The sequence below is a fragment of the Streptomyces sp. Y309 genome (assembly GCF_056712025.1).
Map to the genome: position 1 here is coordinate 2,121,823 of NZ_CM160048.1, position 22,624 is coordinate 2,144,446.

Sequence of the window (22,624 nt, forward strand, 5' to 3'; positions counted from 1 at the left end):
CCACCGGCCCGCAGGCGAAAACAAGGCACCCGGCCCCGGCCGGATCTTGGCGCGGGCCTACGGCCGGAAACCGCTTGCAGGGGCTCGCGGCCCCCGAATACCGTCTCGCGGATGACATCCGCACCCCTCACCCCCGAACTCCGCTCCGAGCGCCTCGTGCTCTCCGCGTACGTCGCGTCCGACGAGGCGGACTTCGTGGCGCTGTTCCAGGACGAGGCGGTGGGCCGCTGGTTCGGGGACGGGATGCAGAGCGCCGAGGAGGACCGGGCCCTGTTCGCGCGGCTGTTCAGCATCGTGTACGCGGAGCGGCGGTTCCCGGTGTGGGCGGTGCGGCACGAGGGCCGGTACGCGGGGCACGCCGAGATCAAGCCCTCGCCCGAGGCGTGGCTGGACGGGCACGAGATCATATACGGCCTGTCCAAGGACAGTTGGGGCCTCGGCCTCGGCACGGAGCTCGCGCGGCTTCTCACCGACTACGGCCACCGGACCCTGGGCCTGGCCGAGGTGCACGCCACCGTGGACTCGCTCAACACGCCGTCCGTCACCGTCCTGAAGCGCCTCGGCTACACCCAGGGCCGCGAGGTGCGCGAGGACGACGGCCGCACGACGCTCCAGTTCACGTCGCGGGCCGACGCCCGGCCCGCCTAGCGGCCGAGGACCGGCCCGCCTGGAAGCCGACGGCAGTCGCTACGCCGCCTTGTCCACCAGCGCGACCAGCTCCGCCACCGGCATCGACCCCGCCTCCCTGCGCTCCCGCGCGAACTCGTTGGCGAGCCGCTGGAGCGTGTCGTTCACCGGCGTCGGCACCCCGTGCAGCCGGCCGAGGAGCGCGATCTCGCCGTTGAGGTAGTCGGCCTCGATGGTGCCGGTGCCCCGGCTGAGGCTCTGCCAGGAGGAGCCGCCGCCGCGCGGGCTGCCGTCGAAGGGCTCGAAGCTGATCCGGTCCCCCCGGCTCTCCTTCTGCTCCTGTTCGCCCACGGCCTCGATCCCGGCCGCGGCCAGCACGGCCTCGCCCTCGGCCCGGGCCCGCCGGAACAGGCCCAGGGCCGCCTCCCCGGCGATCGGCCCGGTGAGCGCCTCGACGGCGTTGGCGAGGTTGGCGAGGAGCTTGCCGTACTTCCAGCGCATCACGTCCGCGACCACCGGCGCGAGCAGCCGGGCGCTCTCCAGGTCGGCGGCGATCCGGCGCGCGGTGTCGTCGGTCCCCGCCGGGTAGCGGCCGAGGTGGAGGATGCCCGTGTAGGGGGCACCGGCGGCCGAGACGGTGCCCGGCTCGACGTACGTGGACGGCAGCCACACGCACATGCCGTACACACGGCGGAAGCGGCGCAGCGCCATCCGCTCGCTCTCGACGCCGTTCTGCGCGCAGACCAGCGGCAGCGCCTCGGCGGCGGTCCCGCCGCCCGCGACGGGCCGTGTGCTCCAGGCGCCGAGCGCGGCCTCGGCGTCCTGCGTCTTCACGGTCAGGAAGAGCACGTCGTCGGGGCGCAACTCGCCCAGTTCGGCGGGGTTCTCGACGACGGGCAGGCGGTGGGTGCGGGGCCCGTCGGGAGTTCTGAGCGTGAGTCCGCGCTCCCGCAGCACCTCGCGGTGCGCGCCGCGCGCGACCAGGACGACCTCGTGACCGGCCCCGGCGAGGCGCCCGCCGACGCTGCCGCCGACGGCCCCCGCTCCGATGATGATGTAGCGCATGCGGTGAGCCTCGCACAGCCGATCGGTGATCGGTCAAGATCCGTTCGGATACTGGACCTTGCCCCTGGGGCAGACTCCACGCTGCCGCCATGGACAGCGACTACCTGACCCAGAGCCCGTACACCGCCCCCGGCCCCCGCCTCGACGCCCTCCTCGGCGCCGCCCCGCTCCCCCGCGACCCGGCCGCGCTCGCCACCCTCGTACGCGGTGTGCTGCTGCACCGCGAGGAGGGCGACCGCTTCGGCTACCGGGTGCCGGAGGAGCGCATGCGCGAGGACGCCGAGTCGCGGTACGCCGACGACGTCCTGCGCATCCTCGCCGAGCGCGGTGCGACGCCGCTGACCGAGAGCCGGGAGCCCGCGGCCCGGTTCGTGGGCACCTGCCGGGACTTCGCGCTGCTGCTGTGCTCGCTGCTGCGGGCCACCGGCACCCCGGCACGCCTGCGGTGCGGCTACGGGACCTACTTCCAGGAGGGCCTGAACGACAACCACTGGGTGACGGAGTTCTGGACGGCCGGCCGCGGCTGGGTCCTGGCGGACGCGCAGCTCGTCGGCGGCTGGTACGGCACCTCCTTCGATCCCATCGACGTACCGCGTACGGAGTTCCTGGTCGCCGGTGACGCGTGGCGGGCGTGCCGGGACGGCCGCGCGGACCCGGACACGTTCGGAGTGAGCACCGTGCCCGCGATCAAGGGGTGGCCGCTGGTGCGCGCGGACGTGGTGGCCGACCTCGCGGCGCTCGGCGGCGTGGAGGCGCTGCCGTGGGACGGCTGGGGCCTGATGGAGAAGGACGGCGCGGACGTCACTGAGGAGGATCTCGCGCTGCTCGACACCGTGGCCGCCGCCACGTCGGCCGCTGGGCGCGCGGCGGATGCCCGGCGGCCGGACGCCGTGCGCCGCCTGCTCGACGACCCGCGTCTTGCCGTGCCCTCCGAGATCGTCTCGCACACCACGTACGGCGGGGAACGCACCGTCAGTCTGCCGGCGCCGCCCGCTCGGGGGTGAACGGCGTGCCCTGATGGAACCAGAGCAGCCAGCCCTCGGGGGTGCGCCGCCACAGTGAACTGCGGTGCGCCAGGCGGCCGTTGGTGTCGGTGTCGAAGGTCAGGTGCACCACGTCGTCGGCGAGCTGGACGCCCCGCATGCGGGAGGTCGTGGTGGCCCGGCCGCCGGGGTCGGGGCGGCCGGCGAGGACCTTGACGATGGACTCGCGGTCCCAGCGCGCGCCGGACGCGCCGAACTCGGTGAACTCCGGGTGCAGGAAGCTGCCGAACACCTCGGGCGAGGCCCGCACTTCGGGGTCGAGCAGGCGCAGTTCGTTCTCGATGGCGGCCTCGACGGCGGGCGAGCGGCGGGGCACGCCGGGCAGGAAGGGCGTTTCGGGCATACCGGGTGTGTCAGGCATCGGTCATCTCCACGAGCTTGGTGACGGTGTTCCAGTTGCGGCTGGTGGCGATGAGACCCTTGGTGAGCGCCGGGCGCGCGAGGGCGTCGGCGAGCTTGGAGCGCCCGAGGCCGTCGGGCGCGTACAGATACAGCGCGCGGTCGCCGAGCCGGAACTCCTCCGGCAGGTAGGCCGCTTGGTCGAGGGCGGCGAACCGGCCGGCGGCGACGGGCGCCGAGAAGTACGTGACGTGCAGTTGCCGGGCCTCGAGAGCGGCCGCGGGGAACGGGCAGGCGTCGGCCACGGCCTTCAGATACGCCGCGTCGCGCACCAGGACGTCGACGGTGAACCCGAATTCCCGTTCCAGCGCGTCGCCGATCTCGGCGGCCAGGCTCTCCTCGTCGCCGTGGTCCGCGGTGAAGACGGCGTTGCCGCTCTGCAGATGGGTGCGTACGTCGCCGTGGCCGAGCCCTTCGAGGAGCGCGCGCAGGCGTGCCATCGGCACTTTTCTGCTGCCGCCCACATTGATGCCGCGCAGCAGCGCCGCGTAGATCTTCGTCGCCATGCGCACACGATAAGGCGGCCGCCGTGCCCCGTGGGGGTGGGCACGACGGCCGCCGGCTTCAGAGGGCCGTGATTACTCGACGACCTTCAGGAGCTTGTTGGGCGTGCCCTCGCTCGGGTTGGAGATCTTGTCCGGCGTGGCACCGTCGGTCAGCGCCTTGGCGACGGCGTCCGGCTTGGCGTCCTTGTGGGCGCCGAGGTAGACGGCGGCGGCGCCGACGACGTGCGGGGTCGCCATCGAGGTGCCGGAGATCGTCTTGGTGGCGTCGTCGCCGGTGTTCCAGGCGGAGGTGATGTCCGAGCCCGGGGCGTAGATGTCCACGACGGAGCCGAAGTTGGAGAAGTCCGACTGCTCGTCGTCCTTGGTCGAGGAGGCGACCGTGATGGCCTCCTTGACGCGGGCCGGGGAGCCCTGGCCGGCGTCGCTGGACTCGTTGCCCGCGGCCACGCCGTAGGTGACACCGGCGGCGATGGACTTCTTGACGGCCTCGTCCAGGGCCTCGTCGGCGCCGCCGCCGAGGCTCATGTTGGCGACGGACGGGCCCTGGTGGTTCTTGGTGACCCAGTCGATGCCCGCGACGACCTGCTCGGTGGTGCCGGAGCCCTGGTCGTCCAGGACGCGGACGGCGACGATCTTCGCCTTCTTGGCGACACCGTGCGCGTCGCCGGCGATGGTGCCCGCGACGTGGGTGCCGTGGCCGTTGCCGTCGTCGGCGTTGTCGTCGTTGTCGACGGCGTCGAAGCCGGAGACGGCGCGGCCGCCGAAGTCCTTGTGACTGACGCGGACACCGGTGTCGATGACGTACGCGGTGACGCCCTCGCCCGCGGCGTCGGGGTACGTGTACTTCTTGTCGCCGGCCGTGTCGGCCTGGTCGATGCGGTCCAGGCCCCACGACGGCGGGTTGTCCTGGGTGGCGTCGATCGAGAACTTCTTGCTCTGCACGACCTTGCCCACGGCCGGGTCGGCGGCCAGGCGCTTGGCCTCGGTCTCGGACAGGCTCTTGGCGGAGAAGCCGTTGACGGCCGAGGAGTAGTTGCGGCTCAGCTTGCCGCCGTACTCCTTGGCGAGGTCGGACTTGGTGCCCTTGTCGGCCTTCTCGTCGAGCAGCACGATGTAGCTGCCGTCGACGGCGCCCTTGGCGTCGGCGCCGTAGACCTTACCCTCGGCGGGGGTCGACGCCCCGGCGAACGAGCCGGCGAAGACGGTCACTCCCACCGCGGTGGCGGCGGTGGCTATCGCCGCGGTGAGCTTCATCGTGCGAGCGCGCTTGTGTGTAGCCATGAAGAGGGGTCTCCTCGTGGTGTGTTGTGGGGGGATGTGGGGGGTTTCAAAGCTTTTGTGCTGTGCGCAGCCATGACTGCCGCGCCCGGGGAATTCCGAAAGAACTGAAGATCTCCGGGCGTTGGGACGAAACCTTGTCTGAATGACGCGCGCAGATCAATACCTTCATACGCCTGTGACTTGTTCAACAAGGTTCTGTAATAACAAAACGGGGTTGCCGTGACAGATCGGACGTGAGGGAACGTAACCTCCGCCCGCATGCGCGCAGGTGCCAAGTCCCGTTGGGCGTCAGGGGACTTGAGTGGTGGCCCTCCGGTAAGCGAACCAGGGCAGGAAGTACTGCGTGACCGGCCCCATGGCGAGCGCGTACAGCACGGTCCCCGCCCCCACGCTCCCGCCGAGCAGCCAGCCCACGGCGAGCACGCTGACCTCGATCAGCGTGCGCACGAGCCGGATGGAGCGCCCGCTCACCGCGGCCAGGCCCGTCATCAGGCCGTCCCGGGGGCCCGGCCCGCAGCGCGCGCCGACATAGACGGCGACGGACAGGCCGTTGACGAGGATCCCGCCGGCGAGCAGGCCGATCCTGACCGGCAGGCCGAGGTCGTCGGGTACGAGCCAGAGGCCGAGGTCGGACGCGTACGCCACGACGACGACGTTGGCGCCCGTGCCGAACCGCGGCCGCTGCCGCAGCGGGATCCACAGCAGCAGGACGAAGACGCCGACCACCGCGCTGACCGTGCCGAAGCTCAGCGGGGTGTGGCGCTCGACGCCCTGGTTGAGCACGCTCCAGGGGCTGACGCCGAGGCCGGCCCGGACCATCACGGCGATGCTGAGGCCGTACAGGGCAAGGCCCAGGAAGAGTTGAGGGAGGCGTCTCAGGGGGCGCTCGCCGAGGGGGACGTACGTGAGCGGGGGCGGGCCGGGGGCGTGGTCGGTGCTGTCGTCGGCGTGCTGCCGCATGCGGGGGTGCCTCCACAGGGTGCTCGGGTGACTCAAGGCCCGGCGATCCGGGGCCGGACGGGGAGAAGGCCAGGTCCTCAAGGCCAATGCGGGCGAGTCTGTAGAGTGATTGGCCCGTAAAACATGGCCAATCCAGGGAGAATGGTATGGCGGAGGCGGAGAGGGACAGGGCGGGGTCCGGGGACCGCACCCTGGGAAGCCGTCGGCTCGCCGCCCTGCTGCCCGACCCGGCCGGGGCGCGGCCCGCGTACCGCCATCTCGCCCGGGCGATCAGCGCGCTGATCCTCGACGGGCGGATCGCGCTGCACGTCAGGCTCCCCGCCGAACGGGAGCTCGCCGCCGCGCTGAACACCAGCAGGGCCACGGTCACGGCCGTGTACGACCTGCTGCGGGAGGGCGGTTACGCGCGCAGCAGGCAGGGTGCGGGGACGTGGACGGGGCTGCCCGAAGGCCGTACGCCGGGCGCCCTCACCCGGCTCCTGCGCCCCCAGGACAGCGCGATCGACCTGGCCAGGGCGGCGCCCGCGCTGCCGGAGCGGGCACTCGCCGACGCGCTGGCCGAGGTCACGCCGCAGCTGGCCGCGCACACGCACACGCCCGGCTACCACCCCTACGGCCTGGCCGAGTTGCGAGCCGCCGTCGCCGAGCGGTTCACGCGGCGGGGCCTGGCCACGGTACCGGAGCAGATCCTGCTGACCTCCGGCGCGCAGCACGCGCTCACCCTCGTCCTGGGGCTGCTGTGCCGCCCCGGCGACCGGGTCATGGTCGAGAGCCCGTCGTACCCGAACGCCCTGGAGGCGATGCGCCGCGCCCGGCTGCGCACGGTGCCGGTCCCGGTGACCACCGGCTGGGACGTGGAGATCATGGAGTCGACGCTGCGTCAGGCGGTGCCCCGACTGGCGTATCTGATCCCGGACTTCCACAATCCGACGGGCTGCCTCATGCCCGACGGGGAGCGCGCCCGGGTGCTGCGCGCGGCGCACCGCTCCGGCACCTGGCTGGTGATCGACGAGACGCTGGCCGATCTTGCCCTAGACGGGCCCGCCCCGGCGCCGTTCGCCTCGCTCGCCGCGCCGGACGCGGGCGGCAAGGTCATCTCGGTCGGCTCGATGAGCAAGACGCACTGGGGCGGCCTGCGCATCGGCTGGCTGCGGGCGCCGTCCCGGCTCGTCACCGAGCTCGCCGGGCAGCGGGTCGCCACCGACATGGGCGGCTCCGTCCTCGACCAGCTCCTGGCCCTCGCGCTGCTCGACCGGGCCGGGGACTTGCTCGCGGACCGCCTGGACCGGCTCCGCGAGCAGCGCGCCGCGCTGGCCGCTGCGCTGGCTGAACATCTCCCCCGGTGGACCTGGCAGCCGCCGTCCGGCGGCCTGTCCTTCTGGGTCGACCTCGGCGAGCCGGTGGCCTCGGCCCTCGCGGAACGGGTACTCGACTACGGCGTACGGATCGAGGGCGGCGCCTGCTTCGCCCCCGATCCGGGCCTCTTCGAACAGCGCCTGCGCATCCCGTACACCGCTCCCCCGGACGCCCTGCGCGAAGCGGTCCACCGCATGGCCGGGGCCCTGGCCGACGGCCTGCCCCACGCTCCGGCGGGACGCAGGCCGCATTGGATCGCGTAATCGCGTGGGGCCATGCGCCCCAAAGGGGCGCGGGGAACTGCGCGACCAGCCCCCACGGCGCCGCAGATTGGCACCTCACATCCAGCGAAGCGCTTATGCGGCCGCTGCCACCTTCCGCTCCTCGAACGAGTCCAGCGTCCGGGAGAAGTCCCGGGTGGAGAGCAACAGCTTGTAGATGATGGCGAGTTCGAAGACCAGGAGCAGCGCGCCGGACACGATCGTCGCGGGGATCACCGCGTCGAAGAGCGGGCCGATGATGAAGACGCCCATCTGGAACTCGATGCCGCTCACCAGGTGCGTACGGACGCGGTGGCGCAGCAGGAAGGAGCGCGCCCGCAGGTACGCGGGGAACTTGTGGCGGAACTCCTGGTGCAGGTCGATGACCTGGGCCTTGGGCCGGGTGCCGCCGTCCACCGCGTCGGGATCGCCGGAGTCGGCGCGGGCGTCGGCGTACGAGTCGGCGCGGGCGTCGGCGTACGAGTCGGCGTGGGCGTCGGCCTCGGAGGTGCCCGCCTCCGCCTTCGCCCGCTCCAGGTCCTGCTCGACGTCCGCCTCGGGGTTGTCCCGCAACAGGTCTTCCATGAAGGCGAGTTCGGCGGTGTTCTCGGCCCGCCGCGCCGCCTTCATGCGGGCCTTGATCTGCTTGCGCATGGTGTGCCGGATCTTGAATATCTCCAGCGAGTTGATGTACCGGAGCGTGTCCAGGAAGACCACGGCGACCGCGAGCCAGATGTAGATCTCGTCGTCGGTGCGGGCGTACTGACCGCCCATCAGGGCGACCCCGCACACCATCACCCGGATCCGGTCGAAGACGAAGTCGAGCCAGGCGCCGAAGACCGAACCGGTGCCGGTCAGCCGCGCGACCTTCCCGTCCATGCAGTCCAGGACGAAGCTGAAGTGGTAGATCACGGCACCGAGCACCAGCCAGCGCCAGTCACCGAACGCGAAGCACACCGACGAGCCGAGCCCCAGCAGGAACGCGCCCCAGGTGATCTGGTTGGGCGTGATTCTCGTGTGCCGGGCCGTCAGCCGGACGAGCGGCGTGGCGACCGGGTCCACGAGCATCACGGTCCACCACGCGTCACGCTTCTTCTGGGTGATGCGGCGCACCTCGGCGAGGGACGGTACGTCTGGCCGCACGGACTGTCGTGACATGGGTCAACTTCCTGGCGTTCGAATGAAGTTCAGCTCACGCTAGGAAGCCGTTCATGCAAGGAACAAGAAGCGGCGGGGGCAACCTTTGGCCGGGGGTAAGGGTCCTCTAGACAGGACGAGTCCATGGCCCAGCCAGGACGGCACCGCGTTACCCGAGCGTTACCGAATGACCCGGCCGTTACCGAATGGCTTCGCGGAGCGTTACGTCACGCCCGGTCGGCCGCCCCCGGGCCGACGCCGAAACACCACCAACTCGCCCTGTAGTACCACCAAACGGTCATCGGCCCGCATCCCCTTCCTTCACACCGCCGCCACGCGCGGCCCGCACGATCTCCTCCTCGATCAGGTCGGCCGCCATCTTCGTGCCGCCCTCGCCCGCCATGCCGGCGCGCACCTCGGCGAGCCTGCGCGCGACCTCCGGGTCGTCGACGAGCGCGAGGACCGCCGCGCGCAGTGAGGCGGCGTCGGCCTCCTCCATCGGCAGATGCCGCGCGACACCGAGCCCCTGGAGCATGTCCGCGTTGCCGAACTGGTCGACGGCCTGCGGCACGGCGACCATCGGCGTCCCGGTCGCGAGACCCTCCTGGCTGCCGCCCGCCCCGGCGTGCGTGACGAAGGCGTCGGCCTGCTTCAGGATCGCCAACTGCGGCACCCAGCGGTGCACTTCTACGTTGGCGGGTACGTCACCGAGTTCGGCGACGTCGACGTGCCTGCCGATCTGGAGCACCACGTACCAGCCCGGCAGGTCACCGAAAGCCTTGACGCACTCGCGGTAGAAGCCCGGCTGCTTGGTGAAGGCCGAGCCGAGGGACACGAGGAGCACCTTCTCCGCGTGCGCCGGGCGCTCCCATGCGCCCTGCGCGGCGCGGTCGCCCTGACAGGCGCCGACGAAGGAGTGCACGCCCTCGTCGACCCGGTCGGCGTTGGGCTGGAGCGCCTTGGGGATCAGGACGAGCGAGCGCGGCGGCCGGCCGACGAACGGGTCCGGGTGCTGATCGATCCCGTTCTCGGCCAGCCACGCCTTGAAGCGCGCGAAGTAGGCCCGGCCGCGCTCGGTCTCGTACAGCGGCGCGTACAGCGGCTCGGCGACCTCCTCCTCGTACCCCTCCCAGGCGACCAGGTTCGGCGAGAGCGAGATCTCGGGGACGCCCCAGTTCCGGGCGAGCACCCGTGCCGGGTAGGAGGTGATGTCGTGCAGGACGAGGTCCGGCTCGTCGCCCTCGTACGCGGCGCGCAGTTGCGGCAGGGCGCTGATGGCGTCGTCCAGGAACGGCTCGATGTTGTCGATCAGGGTGTCGCCCCAGGCCTCCGGGTCGGCGTCGGGGCCCGGGAGCGTCGTGGTGTAGAGCACGGGCTCGGCACCGGTCTCGGCGATCTTCTCCTCGAACGCGTGCGGAATCGCGTACGTGACGCGGTGGCCGCGGGCAACGAGCTCCCGGATCACTTCGAGACTCGGGTTCACGTGCCCGTGGGCGGCGATGGAGAACATGGCGATGTGGGCACGCTGGCGTGTGGTCATGCCCCGACCATAAGCGAGACGATACGTCTCGTGCAACTCTTTTCCTGCCGGGCGGGCTCAGCGCTGGTAGCGCTTCAGGACCAGGTTCCCGTCGTCCACCAGGCGGTCGCGGAGCTCGTCCATGCCGATCGCGCCGCTGTAGTACTCCTGGAGCGCGGGGGTCGCGATCTTGTCCATCCACTCCGGATAGCCGCGCACCGACTGGGCGGGCGCCGGGCGCAGATGGCGTGCGAGGGCCGTGCCGGTGGCCCAGTCGTCCTTCTTCGTACGCAGCGCCGGGTCCTTGAGGGCCGCCCTGCCCGTGGGCAGCATCCAGTCGCCGCGCGCGAGCCGCACCATGTTGGCGGGCCGCAGGAAGAAGTCGATGAACTGCGCGGCCTCCTTCTTGTGCGGGCTGTCCTCGGCGACCGACAGGGTCTGCGGGCTGACGCCCTGCGCGAGCCCGTCGGCCCCGGCGGGCGCGGGCAGGACCTGCCAGTCGAAGCCCTCCGGCGCCTGCTGCGCGATCTGCTGGCGGTACGAGAACCCGAGCGGCACCATCGCGTACTTGCCGCCGAAGAAGCCGGGCAGCGTGTCCGAGCCGCCCATGCCGAGCGTGGCGCCCGACGCGCTCCTGTCGACGTTGACCTGGTCGTGCACGGTGCGCGGCAGCACCTCGTCGGCCGCCTCGAAGCGGATCTCGGCCTTGCCGTCCGCGCGCCGGTGGAACAGCTTCCCGCCGGTCGACAGCGACAGATTGAGCGTCGCCGACACGGGCTCCTTCAGCGGCCAGGCCACCCCGAACTTCCCCTTGCCCTTGGTCAGTTCCTTCGTGACCGAGCGGAACTCGGGCCAGATCCACGGCTTCTCCGGGGTCGGGATCCGTACGCCGGACTCCTTGAGCCACTTCGCGTTGGCGATCAGGACGCGCGGCTCCTGGAGGAACGGCACGCCGTACACCTTGCCACCGAAGGTGGCCGTGTCCCAACTGGCCTGTGGGATGTCGGACTTGAGCCGCCGCGGAAGGAGTTCGCCGAGGTCCGCGAGATAGCCGCCGTACGCGAAGTCCGCGAGGTCGTCGGAGGCGTCGTGGATGATGTCCGGCGCCTCACCGCCCTCGAAGGAGGTGAGGAGCTGGTCGTGGACGCTGGTCCAGCTCCCCTGGACGTACTCGACCTTGACGTCCGGGTGGGTGGCGTTCCACTCCCTCACCAGCTCCTTGTTGGCGTCGACGGACTCCTTCTGCCAGGCCAGCGACTGGAAGCGGAGGGTGATCCTGCCGTCGGAGCGGCCGTCGTCGTCGCTGCAGCCGGAGAGCAGCCCACAGGCCGTGACCAGGGCGAGCACGACGGCAACGATCCGCGGGCGAAGTGTGCGCATCAGCTCTTCACCGCCCCGGCCAGCATCCCGCCGGTGATCCGCCGCTGGATGATCGCGAAGACGACGAGCGACGGCAGCGTCGCGAGGAACGCGGCGGCGGCGAGCGGGCCGAGGTCGGCCGCGCCCTCCGCGCCGAGGAAGTGCGTGAGGACGACCGGCAACGTCTGTTTCTCCGGGGTCTTGAGCAGGACGAGCGCGAAGAAGAACTCGTTCCAGGCGGTGATGAAGGCGAACAGCGCCGTCGCCACGATGCCGGGAGCGAGGAGTGGCGCGGTCACGGAGACGAGCGTGCGCAGCTTGCTCGCGCCGTCGACCGCGGCCGCCTCCTCCAGCTCGGGCGGCACGGCACGGACGTACCCGACGAGCATCCACAGCGCGAACGGCAGCGCCCACACGACGTACACCATGATCAGTCCGGGCAGCGAGTTGATCAGGTGCAGGTTCTTCAGGACCAGGAACAGCGGGATGATCACCAGGACGAACGGGAACGCCTGGCTGACCACGACCCAGCCGGTCGCGGCCCGCGCGAGCAGGGTGCGGTGCCGCGCCATCACGTACGCCATCGGGGTCGCGATGACGACGGCGACGACCGATGCGCTCAGGGCCGCGATCAGCGAGTTGCCTGCCGCTTCGAGCAGGGGCTGTTCGTCGAAGGCCTGGCGGTAGTTGGCGAGGGTCGGGTCCTTCGGGATCCAGGTGGGGTGCAGGCTGCCCAGTTCGCGGGACGGCTTGAAGGAGGTGGAAATCAGCCACAGAAACGGGAAAGCGAGGAAGACGAGATACGCCAGCAGCGCGAGGTACTGCCCCGCGCGCGCGGGCCCGCCGGTCCGGCTCGTACGGGACGTCACCGCTGGTCGCCTCCCTTCAGGCGGCCCACGAGATACACGGCGAGCAGCACCGAGATCAGCGCGACCATCACACAGCCCATCGCCGCCGCGTAGCCGAACTGGCCGTAGCGGAAGGCCTCTTCGTACGCGAACAGCATCGGCAGCCGCGTACGCCCGCCGGGGCCGCCGTTGGTCAGCACATAGACCAGCGCGAAGGAATTGAAGTTCCAGATGAAGTTGAGCGCCGTGATGGCGAGGGCGATGGGCTTCAGGGCGGGCCAGGTGACGGTGCGGAAGCGGCGCCAGGGGCCCGCGCCGTCCATCTCGGCGGCTTCGTGCAGCTCGCGCGGCACGTTCTGCAGGCCGGCGAGCAGCGCGACCGTCGTCTGCGGCATGCCCGCCCACACGCCGACGACGATGACGGCGGGCAGCGCGGAGCCGATGCCGGTCAGCCAGTCCCGGCCCTCGCCAAGGCCCAGGTCACGGATCGTCTCGTTGAGGATGCCCGCGTCCGGGTTGTAGACGAGGCGCCACATGATGCCGACGACGACCTCCGGCATCGCCCACGGGATGATCGCGAGCGACCGGGCCAGCCAGCGGAAGCGCAGGTTCTGGTTGAGCAGCAGCGCGAGGCCGAGGGCCAGCAGGAACTGCGGCACGGTCACACCGACGGCCCACAGCAGGCCGATCCGGAACGAGTCCCAGAACAGGGTGTCGTGCAGCAGATCCTGGAAGTTGAGCAGGCCGATCCACTCGGTCGGCTCGGTGCGGCCCGACTGGGAGTCGGTGAACGCCAGCGAGATGCCGTAGAGCAGCGGGCCGACGCTCAGGACCAGGATCGGGAGCAGCGCGGGCAGCACGAGGAACCAGGCGCCGTGGTCCATCACCCCGGCGCGGGGTGCGCCCCTCGGAGAGCCTCTGCCGGACCGCTTTCTCGCGGTCGCCAATGTCACGGAATCGGCTCCTTTGGGCGGCTGATTGGTGTTTTGGCCGCCCAGGCGGCCCCCGTCATCGTGCTGATGTGATCTTGATACGTCAAGCAACTGCGCACGCCGGAAGTCCGGTCTGGCCTGTACGAATGCGAGACTTGCGCGGCGGCCGGACACCATCGGCCGCGGGGTGAGGCACAGGGTGCGGGAGGCAACGGATGGACGAGGCGAGGGCGCGGGGCGTCCTGGACGCGGCGGGTGTCGCGGCGGGCGGCGCGGGCGGCGTGGACCGTGCCGAGTTGCTCGCGCTCGGCGAGAACGCGGTGTTCGCCGTGGGCGACCTCGTCGTGAAGGTCGGCCGGGACGCGCCGGAACTGCTCGACCGGGCGCGGCGCGAACTCGCCGTCGCCGCGTGGCTGCGGGACTCCGGGGTGCCGGCCGTGCGGGCCGCCGAGCCCGGGCCCCGGCTCGTCTCCGGGCACCCGGTGACGCTCTGGCACCGGCTGCCCGCGGCCGTGCGGCCCGCGGGCGCGGGGGACCTGGCCGCGCTGCTGCGCCTGGTGCACGCGCTGCCGTCTCCTTCCTTCGAGCTGCCCCGGCGCGAACTGCTCGGCGGGGTCGAGCGGTGGCTGCGGCTCGCCGGGGACGCGATCGACGTGGAGGACGCCGACTATCTGCGGGAGCGGCGCGACGGGTTCGCCGCGGCGGCCGCCTCGCTCGTGCCGCGGCTGGCCCCGGGGCCGATCCACGGTGACGCGCTGCCGCGCAATGTCCTGGTGGGTCCCGACGGGCCCGTCCTGGTGGACCTGGAGACGTTCTCCTCCGATCTGCGGGAGCACGACCTCGTGGTCATGGCGCTCTCCCGGGACCGGTACGGGCTCGGGGCCGACGCCTACGACGAGTTCACCCGGGTGTACGGGTGGGATGTGCGGGAGTGGGAGGGGTGTGCCGTGTTGCGCGGGGCGCGGGAGACGGCGAGTTGCGCGTGGGTTGCCCAGCATGCGCCGGGCAACCCTGCGGCGTTGGCCGAGTTTCGCCGCCGCGTGGCGTCCCTTCGGGACGGGGACACCGCGGTGCGGTGGCGCCCGTTCTGACCGCCTCCCGCCACGGGGGCTCCGCCCCCGAACCCCCGCTCCTCAAACGCCGGAGGGGCTATATCCCCCACCCACCCGCCCTTTCATCGCGCTGCCGCGCTCGTCCTCAAACGCCGGACGGGCTGAAATCCCGCCGACCGACTGTTCCGGCAGGTAGTAAGGGCGGGCGGGCGGGATAAGCCCGTCCGGCGCTTGAGGACGAGCCGCGAAGCGGCGATCGCGCGCGGAGCGCGCTCATGGACGCAGCGGGGCGCACCCCGCGAGAACTACACCCCCGCCGCCACGTCGTCCTCCCGCAGGGGCCAAGTCCCGTCCACCACGGCGGACGCGTCGCCCTTCCTGCGCAGGAACTGCTGGAAGTCGGCCGCCCACTCCGCGTACCACTCCACCTGTCGGCGGTGCAGTTCGGCCGCGCCGAGGTCGGCGACCTTGGTGTGGCGGGTGGCTATCGCGCAGGCGAGGTGGGCGGCGGCCAGGGCGTCGGAGGACGCGTCGTGGGCCGACTCCAGGACCACGCCGTACTCGGTGCAGACCGCTTCGAGGTTGCGCTTGCCGCGGCGATAGCGGTCGACGGAGCGGTCGATGGTGTACGGGTCGATGACGGGGGCGGGCTCCGCGCCGCCGAGGCGCTCGCGCAGAGAGGGCAGCCCGTGCCGGCGCAGCTCGGCGGAGAGCAGGCTCAGGTCGAACGCGGCGTTGTACGCCACGACCGGGACGCCCGCCTGCCAGTAGGACACCAGGACGCCCGCCAGCGCGTCGGCGACCTCCGCGCCGGGCCTGCCCTCGGCGGCGGCCCGCTCGTTCGTGATGCCGTGCACGGCCACCGCGTCCTCGGGGATCGGGACCCCCGGGTCCGCGAGCCACTCGCGGCGGCCCAGCTCCTGCCCGGCCCTGACCTCGATCACCGCCCCGGTGACGATGCGCGCCTCACGCGGATCCGTGCCCGTCGTCTCCAGGTCGAAGCCGATCAGCAGCTCCCGGTGCCAGCCCATGGCCGCCCCCTTCGTCGTGGTGCTTTCCCCCAATGACCACCACGATCCCATGCGCCACTGACAATCAGATGGCCGGATTCCGTTTGTCGCCCCGGCCCGCTCCGGCCCGCCCCGACCCGCCCCGGCCGGCCACGTCACGACACCGGCCGCGAGTCCGCCCACGCCGTCTCGAACTCCTCCCGGTACGTCGCGAAGAGTCCGTGTTCGCCGTGGTCGCCCGATTTCACCACCCGGCCGCCGCCGCGCAGCACGAGCACCGGTGCCTCCATGCCGCGCGTCCGGCGGAGGTACGACTGGACGACCGCGATGCCGTCCGCTCCGTCCCCGTCGACCATGTAGGCCGTGAAGCGCGGCGTCTCGTCGAAGACCTGGATCTCGAAGGCCCCGGGGTCCCGCAGCCGGGCCCGCACCCGCCGCATGTGCAGAATGTTCGTCTCGACGGCGCGGCTCAGCTCGCCCCGCTTCAGGCTCAGTTCGCGTTCGCGCCGCTTGACGGCGCTGCTCGCGGGGTTCAGGAACAGCAGCCGCACCCGGCAGCCGGACTCGGCGAGGCGCACCAGGCGCCGCCCGGAGAAGTTCTGGACCAGCAGGTTCAGGCCGATGCCGATGGCGTCGACGCGCCGGGCATCGCCGAACAGGTCCTCGGCGGGGAACTGGCGGAGCAGCCGCACCCGGTCGGCGTGCACGCCCACCACGTCCGCGTACCGGTCGCCGACCAGTTCCTCGACGGCGTCGACGGGCAGCCGCCGCGCGGAGGGCGTGTCGGAGCCCGCGCCGAGGATCTCCAGGAGGCGGGCCGAGGCGCGTTCGGCCTGGGCCAGGACCGTCGGGGACAGGGCGCGGTTGCGGGAGACCACATTGCGGGTGACCTCCAGCTCGTCCAGGGCGAGTTCGACCTCGCGCCGGTCGTCCACGTAGGGCTCGAAGCACGGCCAGTGCTGGACCATCAGCTCCCGCAGCTGCGGGAGCGTGAGGAAGCTCAGGACGTTGTCGTCCGCGGGGTCCAGCAGATAGCCCTTGCGGCGGCTCACCTCGCGTACGGCGACCGCCCGCTGCACCCACTCCTGCCCGGCCGGTCCGGCCGCGGCGACCACCCAGTCGTCGGCGTGGACGGGTTCGTAGACGGGGCGCAGAACAGCGGCCACGACCGCGCGCAGCCGCTGTTCCACGAGGTTCAGCCAGATGTAGGCCCGCCCGGCCCGCTGGGCGCGCGTACGCACCTCACGCCAGGCGTCGGGCCCCCAGTCCAGCTCGGGGCCGATCTGGGATCCCGTGTCCACCGGCCGTGCCAAGGACACGGCCGTCGGCGGGACATTGGCGGAGCCCTCCTCGCGACTCTCGTCACCAGGGGGCAGTTCCCGCCCACCCGAGCTCACCCACGCACCGCCTTCCGCTCCCCCCGGACACTCCCCCGGTCAACGATCAAGGAAGGGTACTCCGGGAGCGGCGGGCGGTGCAGCCGGATGGACAGGGTCGTTTCTCAACTGCCGTTCGGCGGACGTCCGTTCTGTCCCGCCAGATCACCGGGAGTGAGCGGGCTCATAGCGGTGACGTCGCGCGGGGCCAGCGAGAAGCCCTGCCAGTGGACCGGCATGGGCTGCTGGTCCTCGTCCCGCGCGATGTGGTGGAAGCCGATGTTCACCCAGGTGATGGGGTGCTTGAGGGTCTGGCCGTTCACCCATTTGTCGACGCTGGTGGGCACGCCGTTGCCGCAGGACGGGTTGTTGCTCGCGTACTGCTCGCACTTCTTGTACTCGGTGAAGAACACGTCGCGCTTGGTGTAGGGCCGTCCGGCGTGCTTCTGGCTGGCGCCGGGGACGATCTCGTACGAACGGGGGTGGCCGTCCTTGTTCTTGCCCGCCGTGGACACCACGCGCCACCACCGCATGTCCTTGCGGTCGCCCGCGAGTTCCTTGGTGACCGGGGTGCGGGTGGTCTTCGTGGTGGGGCTGCCGCCGCCGGTGGGCGGGGTGACCTTGGAGTCGTACTGCTCGACCTTGGCCTTCGGGGAGCCGTCCAGGCCGAAGTTCATCCGCCAGAAGACGTTGTGGGAGTGGCTCTCGGCCTTGGCCTGGTCGCCCTTGCCGATGGGCCAGCCGCGGCCGTCGCCGCCGTCGAAGTCGTACGGCGAGAGGCTGCCGGTCGCGCCCACGTTGGAGCTGACGGTGCCGTCCGAGGAGAAGCGCCACTCGGTGATGTACTCGTACCAGGACGCCTTGTTGACGGTGTAGACGAGCAGGTCCCGGCCCTGGCCGGTGTAGACCTTGCCGGTGCCGCCGGTGCTCGCGTCGTTGTTGAGGCGGTACGCGTGCCCACGCGCGCGCGTGGTGACGCACAGACCGGAGACGTCGCCCCGGTCGGGCACCTTGACGGTCTTGATGGTGCCGCCCGGACACTCGCTGGTCTTCAGCTTCTGCAGGGCCATGCCGAAGTCCGTGCCCGTGACGTCGTCGAACTCGGCCTCGCCGTCGTCGTAGGGGACGTGCACCTGGGCGAGCCGGGCGCTGGTGAGGACCGGGATGGGCTTGGGCTCGCCCTTGGGCTGGTAGCTGATCTTGTCGAGGATGAGCCCGGAGTAGGTGTTGTAGTGCCAGCACATGCGCCAGGTCGTGCCGCCGTCGAGGGTCTGCTCGATCTGGTAGGCGGCGCTGCAGTCGGCCGCGGGTGCCGCCGGGGCCTTGGGAGCGGCCTTGTCGGCGGCCGACGCGGGGCCCGCCGCCGATATGGCGGCGCCCAGGAGCGCGGTCACCGCGAGGGCCGAACCGACCGCCTTGCGGGCGCGCGTGAGTCTCTTGCCGTGCGAGACGTGCATACGAAAGTGGCTCCTTCTGGAGGAGGAAGAGTGCGGGTGCCCTGCGGGGCGGTCAGCCGAGGCGGCCTACGGTGCGTGCGCTGAGGTCGACGACGAAGGCCCTGGTGTCGATCCACGGCCCGTTCTTGACCTTCGCCACGACCTGGAGGCAGCGGTGCTTGCCGCACTCGGTGAGGTCGGACGGCACGCTCTTGATCGTCTCCTTGCGGAAGACGAAGCCGCTCAGCTCCAGCTCCCCGGGCCCGGACAGGTCCTTGCCCGTGGCCTTCTTGAAGTCCTGCTTGAGGCCCTTGCCGTGCTCGTCGGCGATGAGCAGCTGCGCGGCCTCGGTGAGCTCTTCCCTGCCGGGCGGCGGCTGGACGTTCTGGGCCCGCTCCGTCGACTCGACCTTGCCGGACTCCAGGTTGACCGTCTTGGTGACGACGGTGTCCTTCTTGTAGTCGTAGTACACGACCTGGGCGCGGCGCGGCGCGTCGGCGCCGCTCTCGCCCGGCTCGCTCTCCGCCAGGTTCGTGGACAGTCGCTGGGGCCCCCGGTCCCCCTCGACGTCCCGCGCGCTGGAGCGCAGGCCGTTGCTGTTCAGGGCCGCCTTCTGGGCCCGCTCGGTCTCGGCGTCGGTCAGCGGGTCGCTGCCGATGCCCTTCTCACCCTCTTCCGGCGCCGCCTCGACGACGCCTTCCCTCCCCACGGCGTCCTGGCGGGCCGAGCCCGCCGTCGTGCTCCGGTCGCCGGAATCGTCCGCGCCTGCCTGCTCGGGCAGTGTGACGGCCAGCAGGGCCGCGGTCGCGGCCACGGCCAGGGCGCCGCCTGCCACCACCTTGCCCAGGTGACGTCTGACTAGCTTGCGCACATCCTCCCCCTAACTCCCCGTATCAGCCCTTTTTATGGGCATGTCGAGTATGTGGTCAGACCGTTAGACGGTCTCAACTCCCTTGCGGTTGCCCCACTTTCGAGCAGACTCTGGGCCAACTCCGGCCATGACCGGCGGGCGATCGTGGAAGAGTCATAGGCATGCAGGTCTGGCCTGGGCAGGCGTATCCCCTCGGCGCCGCGTACGACGGCGCCGGCACGAATTTCGCGGTCTTCTCCGAGGCCGCCGACCGAGTCGAGCTGTGTCTGCTGCACGACGACGGCTCGGAGACCGCCGTCGAGCTGCGCGAGTCCGACGCGTTCGTGCGCCACGCCTACCTGCCCGGCGTGATGCCGGGCCAGCGGTACGGCTTTCGCGCGCACGGCCCGTACAGCCCCGCGCGCGGGCTGCGGCTCAACTCGGCGAAGCTGCTCCTGGACCCGTACGCGCAGGCGGTGAGCGGCGCCGTGGACTGGGGCGAGGAGGTGTACGGCTACCACTTCGGGTCCCCGGACAAGCGCAACGACCTGGACTCGGCGCCGCACATGATGGCGTCCGTGGTGGTCAATCCGTACTTCGACTGGGGCGACGACCGCCCGCCGCGCACCCCGTACAACGAAACCGTCATCTACGAAGCGCACGTCAAGGGCCTCACGATGCTGCACCCCGAGCTGCCCGAGGAGCTGCGGGGCACCTACGCGGGGCTCGCGCACCCCGCGGTCATCGAGCATCTGACGCAGCTGGGCGTCACGGCCCTGGAGCTGATGCCGGTCCACCAGTTCGTGAACGACCACCGGCTCGTCGACATGGGCCTGAACAACTACTGGGGCTACAACACCATCGGCTTCTTCGCGCCCCACAACGCCTACGCCTCCTGGGGCGACCGGGGCGAGCAGGTCCTGGAGTTCAAGTCGGCGGTGCGGGCGCTGCACGCGGCCGGCATCGAGGTGATCCTGGACGTGGTCTACAACCACACGGCGGAGGGCAACCACCTGGGCCCGACGCTGTCCTTCAGGGGCCTGGACAACGCCTCGTACTACCGCCTCACCGACGACCCGCGCTACTACATGGACACCACGGGGACCGGCAATTCGCTTCTGATGCGCAATCCGCACGTCCTCCAGCTGATCATGGACTCGCTGCGGCACTGGGTCACCGAGATGCACGTCGACGGCTTCCGCTTCGACCTCGCCGCGACGCTCGCGCGGCAGTTCCACGAGGTGGACCGGCTCTCCTCGTTCTTCGACCTGGTGCAGCAGGACCCGGTGGTGAGCCAGGTCAAGCTGATCGCCGAGCCGTGGGACGTCGGCGAGGGCGGCTACCAGGTGGGCAACTTCCCGCCGCTGTGGACGGAGTGGAACGGCAAGTACCGCGACACGGTGCGGGACCTGTGGCGCGGCGAGCCGCGCACGCTCGCGGAGTTCGCGTCCCGGCTCACGGGCTCCTCCGACCTGTACCAGGGCGACGGGCGGCGGCCGCTCGCGTCGATCAACTTCGTCACCTGCCACGACGGCTTCACGCTGCACGACCTGGTCGCATACAACACCAAGCACAACGAGGCCAACGGCGAGGGCAACCGGGACGGCGAGAGCCACAACCGCTCCTGGAACTGCGGCGTCGAGGGCGAGAGCGACGACGCGGACGTCCTCGCGCTGCGCGCCCGGCAGATCCGCAACTTCATCGCGACGCTGATGCTGTCCCAGGGCGTGCCGATGTTCAGCCACGGCGACGAGTTCGCGCGCACGCAGGGCGGCAACAACAACGCCTACTGCCAGGACAACGAGGTCGCCTGGGTGCGCTGGCCCGACGGCGAGACCACGCTGCTCGCGTTTACGCGCGCGATGGCGTGGCTGCGCCGCGACCACCCGGTGTTCCGCAGGCGCCGGTTCTTCCACGGCCGGCCGGTCGAGGGCACGCACGACGAGCTGTCGGACATCTCCTGGTTCACGCCGGAGGGCGAGGAGATGACGCAGGACGACTGGGACGCGGCGCAGGCTCGGGCCCTGACGGTGTTCCTCAACGGCAACGCGATCTCCGAGCCCGGCGAGCGCGGCGAGCGGATCACCGACGACTCGTTCCTGCTGATGTTCAACGCCTCCGCCGAGCCCCTGGACTTCGTGGTGCCGGTCAATCAGGGGGCGCGGTGGCAGGTGGTGGTGGACACCGTGCGGGAGGACGGGGTGCCGCCCGGGACGGGTTCGAAGGTGCGGGCCGGCGAGCGGCTCACCCTCCTCGACCGGAGCCTGACGGTGTTGCAGCGCCCTGCGTGATCCGGCGGGGCGCCCGCGGCGCCCCGCCGTCGTACGTCCCCGGGCGGGCGATCACCGCCACGGCGAAGGCCACCGCTGCGGCCGCGCTGCCGAGGGCGAACGCGGCGGCCGCCCCGTGGGTCTCGGCGAGGCGTCCTGCCACGGCGAGCGTGACGGCCTGGCCGCCCACGAAGGCGCTCGCCGCGAAGGTCATGCCCTCGGCGAGCCGCGCCTGCGGAACGGCGCGCTCGGTGAGCGCGAAGCCGGTGATGAGGTTCGGGGCGTAGACGGCGCCGAAGACCGTCACGACGGCGTACAGGGCCGCCATGCTGTGCGTCCACACCAGCGGCAGGGAGAGCAGCGCGGCGGCGGCCGTGGCGGCGCGCCAGCGGGCGTTGAGCCCGAAGCGGTCCGGCAGCGCGGCCATCGCGAGGCCCGCGGCCGCGCTCATGACGCCCATCGCGGCGTAGACCAGGCCCGCCTGGCCCTCCGCCCCGAGTTCCTCGGTGAGCGCGGTGATCCCGGCCCCGCAGGCGCCGAGCAGCACACCGAGGAAGACCAGGCCCGTGCGGACGACGTACACCTCGCGCGGCAGGCGCGGACGCGCGCCCCGCGCGCGGGGGACGGCCGCCGCGGCCGGCTGTGCCGCCCGTGCGGTCGGGTGCAGCGCGAAGCCCGTGCCGCAGACCGCGACCAGGAGGGCCGCGACGGCGAACGCGTACGCCGGATGGCCCGCGAGGGCGGCGAGGCCCACGAGGGCGGGGCCGAGCACGAAGGACAGCTCGTCCATCGTGGACTCCAGGGACAGCGCGGTGCCGACGAGACGGCCGTCCGCGCCCCGGCGCCGGGCCAGGCGCACCACGCGGGCGCGGGCGAGCGGGCCGATGCCGGGCACGCTGGCGCCCGCGAGAGCGCCCAGGAGGAGCAGCGCGGGGGTGGGCAGGTCCAGGAGCGCGCCGAGTGTGTACGCGGCGACGGCGAGGGCGTTGAGCGCCGCGAACGCGAGGACCACGGGCCGCTGGCCGCGCCGGTCCGCGAGCCGGCCGACGAAGGGGCCCGCGGTCACCTGGCCGAGGGCCAGCGCGCACGCGACGGCGCCGCCGGTCGCGATCGACCCGCTGGTCCTGCTCACCAGGAGCACGCTGCCGAACTGGATCACCGCGACGGGCAGCCGCCCCAGGAACGACACCACCGGCAGGGCCGTTCCGGTGAGCGCGACCACCTGCCGGTACGCGTCCAGGGTGGCCCGCACACCGGTGTTCCGTTCCTCGTCAGCCATCGTTGGACGCTATCGGCGGGCCCGCCGCGACACGCATGCGTCGATGACACGAAAGGCGG

The 22,624-nt window shown here is 71.7% G+C and carries 20 protein-coding genes; 5 read left to right on the forward strand and 15 right to left on the reverse strand.

Annotation, left to right across the window (positions count from 1 at the left end; translation table 11 throughout):
* Positions 1–111: 111 nt before the first annotated feature.
* Complete coding sequence (locus tag AC0KTA_RS07795) at positions 112–648, forward strand: GNAT family N-acetyltransferase (RefSeq protein WP_481054376.1); 537 nt, start codon at positions 112–114, stop codon at positions 646–648.
* A 39-nt stretch (positions 649–687) separates the two neighbouring features.
* On the opposite strand, the gene AC0KTA_RS07800 is transcribed toward AC0KTA_RS07795, so the two are convergent.
* Positions 688–1,692: a ketopantoate reductase family protein gene (locus AC0KTA_RS07800; RefSeq protein WP_481054377.1), complete on the reverse strand. Its 1,005-nt coding sequence runs from the start codon at positions 1,690–1,692 to the stop codon at positions 688–690.
* 89 nt (positions 1,693–1,781) lie between these two features.
* On the opposite strand from AC0KTA_RS07800, the gene AC0KTA_RS07805 reads away from it, so the two are divergent.
* Positions 1,782–2,696 (forward strand): transglutaminase-like domain-containing protein, encoded by a 915-nt coding sequence (locus AC0KTA_RS07805; RefSeq protein WP_481054378.1) that lies wholly within the window; start codon positions 1,782–1,784, stop codon positions 2,694–2,696.
* Here the strand turns inward: AC0KTA_RS07805 and AC0KTA_RS07810 are convergent.
* The 4 genes from AC0KTA_RS07810 to yczE all read right to left on the reverse strand — a co-directional run bounded on the left by AC0KTA_RS07810 (position 2,665) and on the right by yczE (position 5,881).
* Positions 2,665–3,078, reverse strand: a complete 414-nt coding sequence (locus tag AC0KTA_RS07810; protein ID WP_481054379.1) for a nuclear transport factor 2 family protein — start codon at positions 3,076–3,078, stop codon at positions 2,665–2,667. The two genes, AC0KTA_RS07805 and AC0KTA_RS07810, sit on opposite strands and share 32 nt — an antisense overlap.
* A 10-nt stretch (positions 3,079–3,088) precedes the next feature.
* Entirely contained in the window at positions 3,089–3,640 is a 552-nt protein-coding gene (locus AC0KTA_RS07815; RefSeq protein WP_481054380.1) for a DUF1697 domain-containing protein, read from the reverse strand.
* A 72-nt stretch (positions 3,641–3,712) separates the two neighbouring features.
* The gene (locus tag AC0KTA_RS07820) at positions 3,713–4,921 is read right to left on the reverse strand and encodes a S8 family peptidase (protein ID WP_481054381.1); all 1,209 of its coding nucleotides are present in this window, start codon (positions 4,919–4,921) and stop codon (positions 3,713–3,715) included.
* Positions 4,922–5,209: 288 nt separating this feature from the next.
* Positions 5,210–5,881, reverse strand: a complete 672-nt coding sequence (gene yczE, locus AC0KTA_RS07825; RefSeq protein ID WP_481054382.1) for a membrane protein YczE — start codon at positions 5,879–5,881, stop codon at positions 5,210–5,212.
* 146 nt (positions 5,882–6,027) lie between these two features.
* Between yczE and yczR the strand changes: the two genes are divergently transcribed.
* Positions 6,028–7,500, forward strand: a complete 1,473-nt coding sequence (gene yczR / locus AC0KTA_RS07830) for a MocR-like transcription factor YczR (protein WP_481054383.1) — start codon at positions 6,028–6,030, stop codon at positions 7,498–7,500.
* Positions 7,501–7,593: 93 nt separating this feature from the next.
* Here yczR and AC0KTA_RS07835 read toward each other — a convergent pair whose 3' ends face one another.
* The 5 genes from AC0KTA_RS07835 to AC0KTA_RS07855 form a co-directional block, all read right to left on the reverse strand.
* The gene (locus AC0KTA_RS07835) at positions 7,594–8,655 is read right to left on the reverse strand and encodes a CDP-alcohol phosphatidyltransferase family protein (protein ID WP_481054384.1); all 1,062 of its coding nucleotides are present in this window, start codon (positions 8,653–8,655) and stop codon (positions 7,594–7,596) included.
* Between the two features lie 277 nt (positions 8,656–8,932).
* A complete protein-coding gene (gene mgt / locus AC0KTA_RS07840) occupies positions 8,933–10,174 on the reverse strand; it encodes a macrolide-inactivating glycosyltransferase (protein WP_481054385.1) in 1,242 nt (413 codons plus the stop codon).
* A 57-nt stretch (positions 10,175–10,231) separates the two neighbouring features.
* Positions 10,232–11,533, reverse strand: a complete 1,302-nt coding sequence (locus AC0KTA_RS07845; protein WP_481054386.1) for an ABC transporter substrate-binding protein — start codon at positions 11,531–11,533, stop codon at positions 10,232–10,234.
* Complete coding sequence (locus tag AC0KTA_RS07850; RefSeq protein WP_481054387.1) at positions 11,533–12,381, reverse strand: carbohydrate ABC transporter permease; 849 nt, start codon at positions 12,379–12,381, stop codon at positions 11,533–11,535. The genes AC0KTA_RS07845 and AC0KTA_RS07850 overlap by 1 nt, the downstream gene beginning before the upstream one ends.
* Positions 12,378–13,313 carry a carbohydrate ABC transporter permease gene (locus AC0KTA_RS07855; protein ID WP_481054388.1) on the reverse strand — a complete coding sequence of 312 codons (936 nt, stop codon included), beginning with the start codon at positions 13,311–13,313 and terminating at the stop codon, positions 12,378–12,380. Before AC0KTA_RS07855 ends, AC0KTA_RS07850 begins: the two co-directional genes overlap by 4 nt.
* Positions 13,314–13,507: 194 nt before the next feature.
* Between AC0KTA_RS07855 and AC0KTA_RS07860 the strand changes: the two genes are divergently transcribed.
* A complete protein-coding gene (locus tag AC0KTA_RS07860) occupies positions 13,508–14,383 on the forward strand; it encodes a phosphotransferase enzyme family protein (protein ID WP_481054389.1) in 876 nt (291 codons plus the stop codon).
* Positions 14,384–14,649: 266 nt separating this feature from the next.
* Here the strand turns inward: AC0KTA_RS07860 and AC0KTA_RS07865 are convergent, their stop codons facing one another.
* The 4 genes from AC0KTA_RS07865 to AC0KTA_RS07880 all read right to left on the reverse strand — a co-directional run bounded on the left by AC0KTA_RS07865 (position 14,650) and on the right by AC0KTA_RS07880 (position 19,037).
* Positions 14,650–15,375, reverse strand: a complete 726-nt coding sequence (locus AC0KTA_RS07865; protein ID WP_481054390.1) for an exonuclease domain-containing protein — start codon at positions 15,373–15,375, stop codon at positions 14,650–14,652.
* A gap of 134 nt (positions 15,376–15,509) precedes the next feature.
* Positions 15,510–16,751: an SAV2148 family HEPN domain-containing protein gene (locus AC0KTA_RS07870; protein WP_481054391.1), complete on the reverse strand. Its 1,242-nt coding sequence runs from the start codon at positions 16,749–16,751 to the stop codon at positions 15,510–15,512.
* Between the two features lie 104 nt (positions 16,752–16,855).
* On the reverse strand, positions 16,856–18,187 hold the full coding sequence (locus tag AC0KTA_RS07875; protein WP_481054392.1) for a copper amine oxidase: 1,332 nt from the start codon (positions 18,185–18,187) through the stop codon (positions 16,856–16,858).
* Between the two features lie 52 nt (positions 18,188–18,239).
* Positions 18,240–19,037 (reverse strand): Tat pathway signal sequence domain protein, encoded by a 798-nt coding sequence (locus AC0KTA_RS07880; RefSeq protein WP_481054393.1) that lies wholly within the window; start codon positions 19,035–19,037, stop codon positions 18,240–18,242.
* 161 nt (positions 19,038–19,198) lie between these two features.
* Between AC0KTA_RS07880 and glgX the strand changes: the two genes are divergently transcribed.
* On the forward strand, positions 19,199–21,307 hold the full coding sequence (glgX, locus tag AC0KTA_RS07885) for a glycogen debranching protein GlgX (protein WP_481054394.1): 2,109 nt from the start codon (positions 19,199–19,201) through the stop codon (positions 21,305–21,307).
* On the opposite strand, the gene AC0KTA_RS07890 is transcribed toward glgX, so the two are convergent.
* Positions 21,261–22,565: an MFS transporter gene (locus AC0KTA_RS07890; protein WP_481054395.1), complete on the reverse strand. Its 1,305-nt coding sequence runs from the start codon at positions 22,563–22,565 to the stop codon at positions 21,261–21,263. The genes glgX and AC0KTA_RS07890 overlap by 47 nt on opposite strands.
* Between the last annotated feature and the right edge of the window lie 59 nt (positions 22,566–22,624).

What these genes read in the sequence shown, in the direction of transcription:
- AC0KTA_RS07860 (WP_481054389.1), top strand. Translation starts at nt 13,508, where the DNA reads ATGGACGAGGCGAGGGCGCGGGGCGTCCTGGACGCGGCGGGTGTCGCG.
- glgX (WP_481054394.1), top strand. Translation starts at nt 19,199, where the DNA reads ATGCAGGTCTGGCCTGGGCAGGCGTATCCCCTCGGCGCCGCGTACGAC.
- AC0KTA_RS07805 (WP_481054378.1), top strand. Translation starts at nt 1,782, where the DNA reads ATGGACAGCGACTACCTGACCCAGAGCCCGTACACCGCCCCCGGCCCC.
- AC0KTA_RS07890 (WP_481054395.1), bottom strand. Translation starts at nt 22,565, where the DNA reads ATGGCTGACGAGGAACGGAACACCGGTGTGCGGGCCACCCTGGACGCG.
- AC0KTA_RS07795 (WP_481054376.1), top strand. Translation starts at nt 112, where the DNA reads ATGACATCCGCACCCCTCACCCCCGAACTCCGCTCCGAGCGCCTCGTG.
- AC0KTA_RS07815 (WP_481054380.1), bottom strand. Translation starts at nt 3,640, where the DNA reads ATGGCGACGAAGATCTACGCGGCGCTGCTGCGCGGCATCAATGTGGGC.
- AC0KTA_RS07800 (WP_481054377.1), bottom strand. Translation starts at nt 1,692, where the DNA reads ATGCGCTACATCATCATCGGAGCGGGGGCCGTCGGCGGCAGCGTCGGC.
- yczE (WP_481054382.1), bottom strand. Translation starts at nt 5,881, where the DNA reads ATGCGGCAGCACGCCGACGACAGCACCGACCACGCCCCCGGCCCGCCC.
- AC0KTA_RS07865 (WP_481054390.1), bottom strand. Translation starts at nt 15,375, where the DNA reads ATGGGCTGGCACCGGGAGCTGCTGATCGGCTTCGACCTGGAGACGACG.
- AC0KTA_RS07835 (WP_481054384.1), bottom strand. Translation starts at nt 8,655, where the DNA reads ATGTCACGACAGTCCGTGCGGCCAGACGTACCGTCCCTCGCCGAGGTG.
- AC0KTA_RS07845 (WP_481054386.1), bottom strand. Translation starts at nt 11,533, where the DNA reads ATGCGCACACTTCGCCCGCGGATCGTTGCCGTCGTGCTCGCCCTGGTC.
- mgt (WP_481054385.1), bottom strand. Translation starts at nt 10,174, where the DNA reads ATGACCACACGCCAGCGTGCCCACATCGCCATGTTCTCCATCGCCGCC.
- yczR (WP_481054383.1), top strand. Translation starts at nt 6,028, where the DNA reads ATGGCGGAGGCGGAGAGGGACAGGGCGGGGTCCGGGGACCGCACCCTG.
- AC0KTA_RS07810 (WP_481054379.1), bottom strand. Translation starts at nt 3,078, where the DNA reads ATGCCCGAAACGCCCTTCCTGCCCGGCGTGCCCCGCCGCTCGCCCGCC.
- AC0KTA_RS07875 (WP_481054392.1), bottom strand. Translation starts at nt 18,187, where the DNA reads ATGCACGTCTCGCACGGCAAGAGACTCACGCGCGCCCGCAAGGCGGTC.
- AC0KTA_RS07820 (WP_481054381.1), bottom strand. Translation starts at nt 4,921, where the DNA reads ATGGCTACACACAAGCGCGCTCGCACGATGAAGCTCACCGCGGCGATA.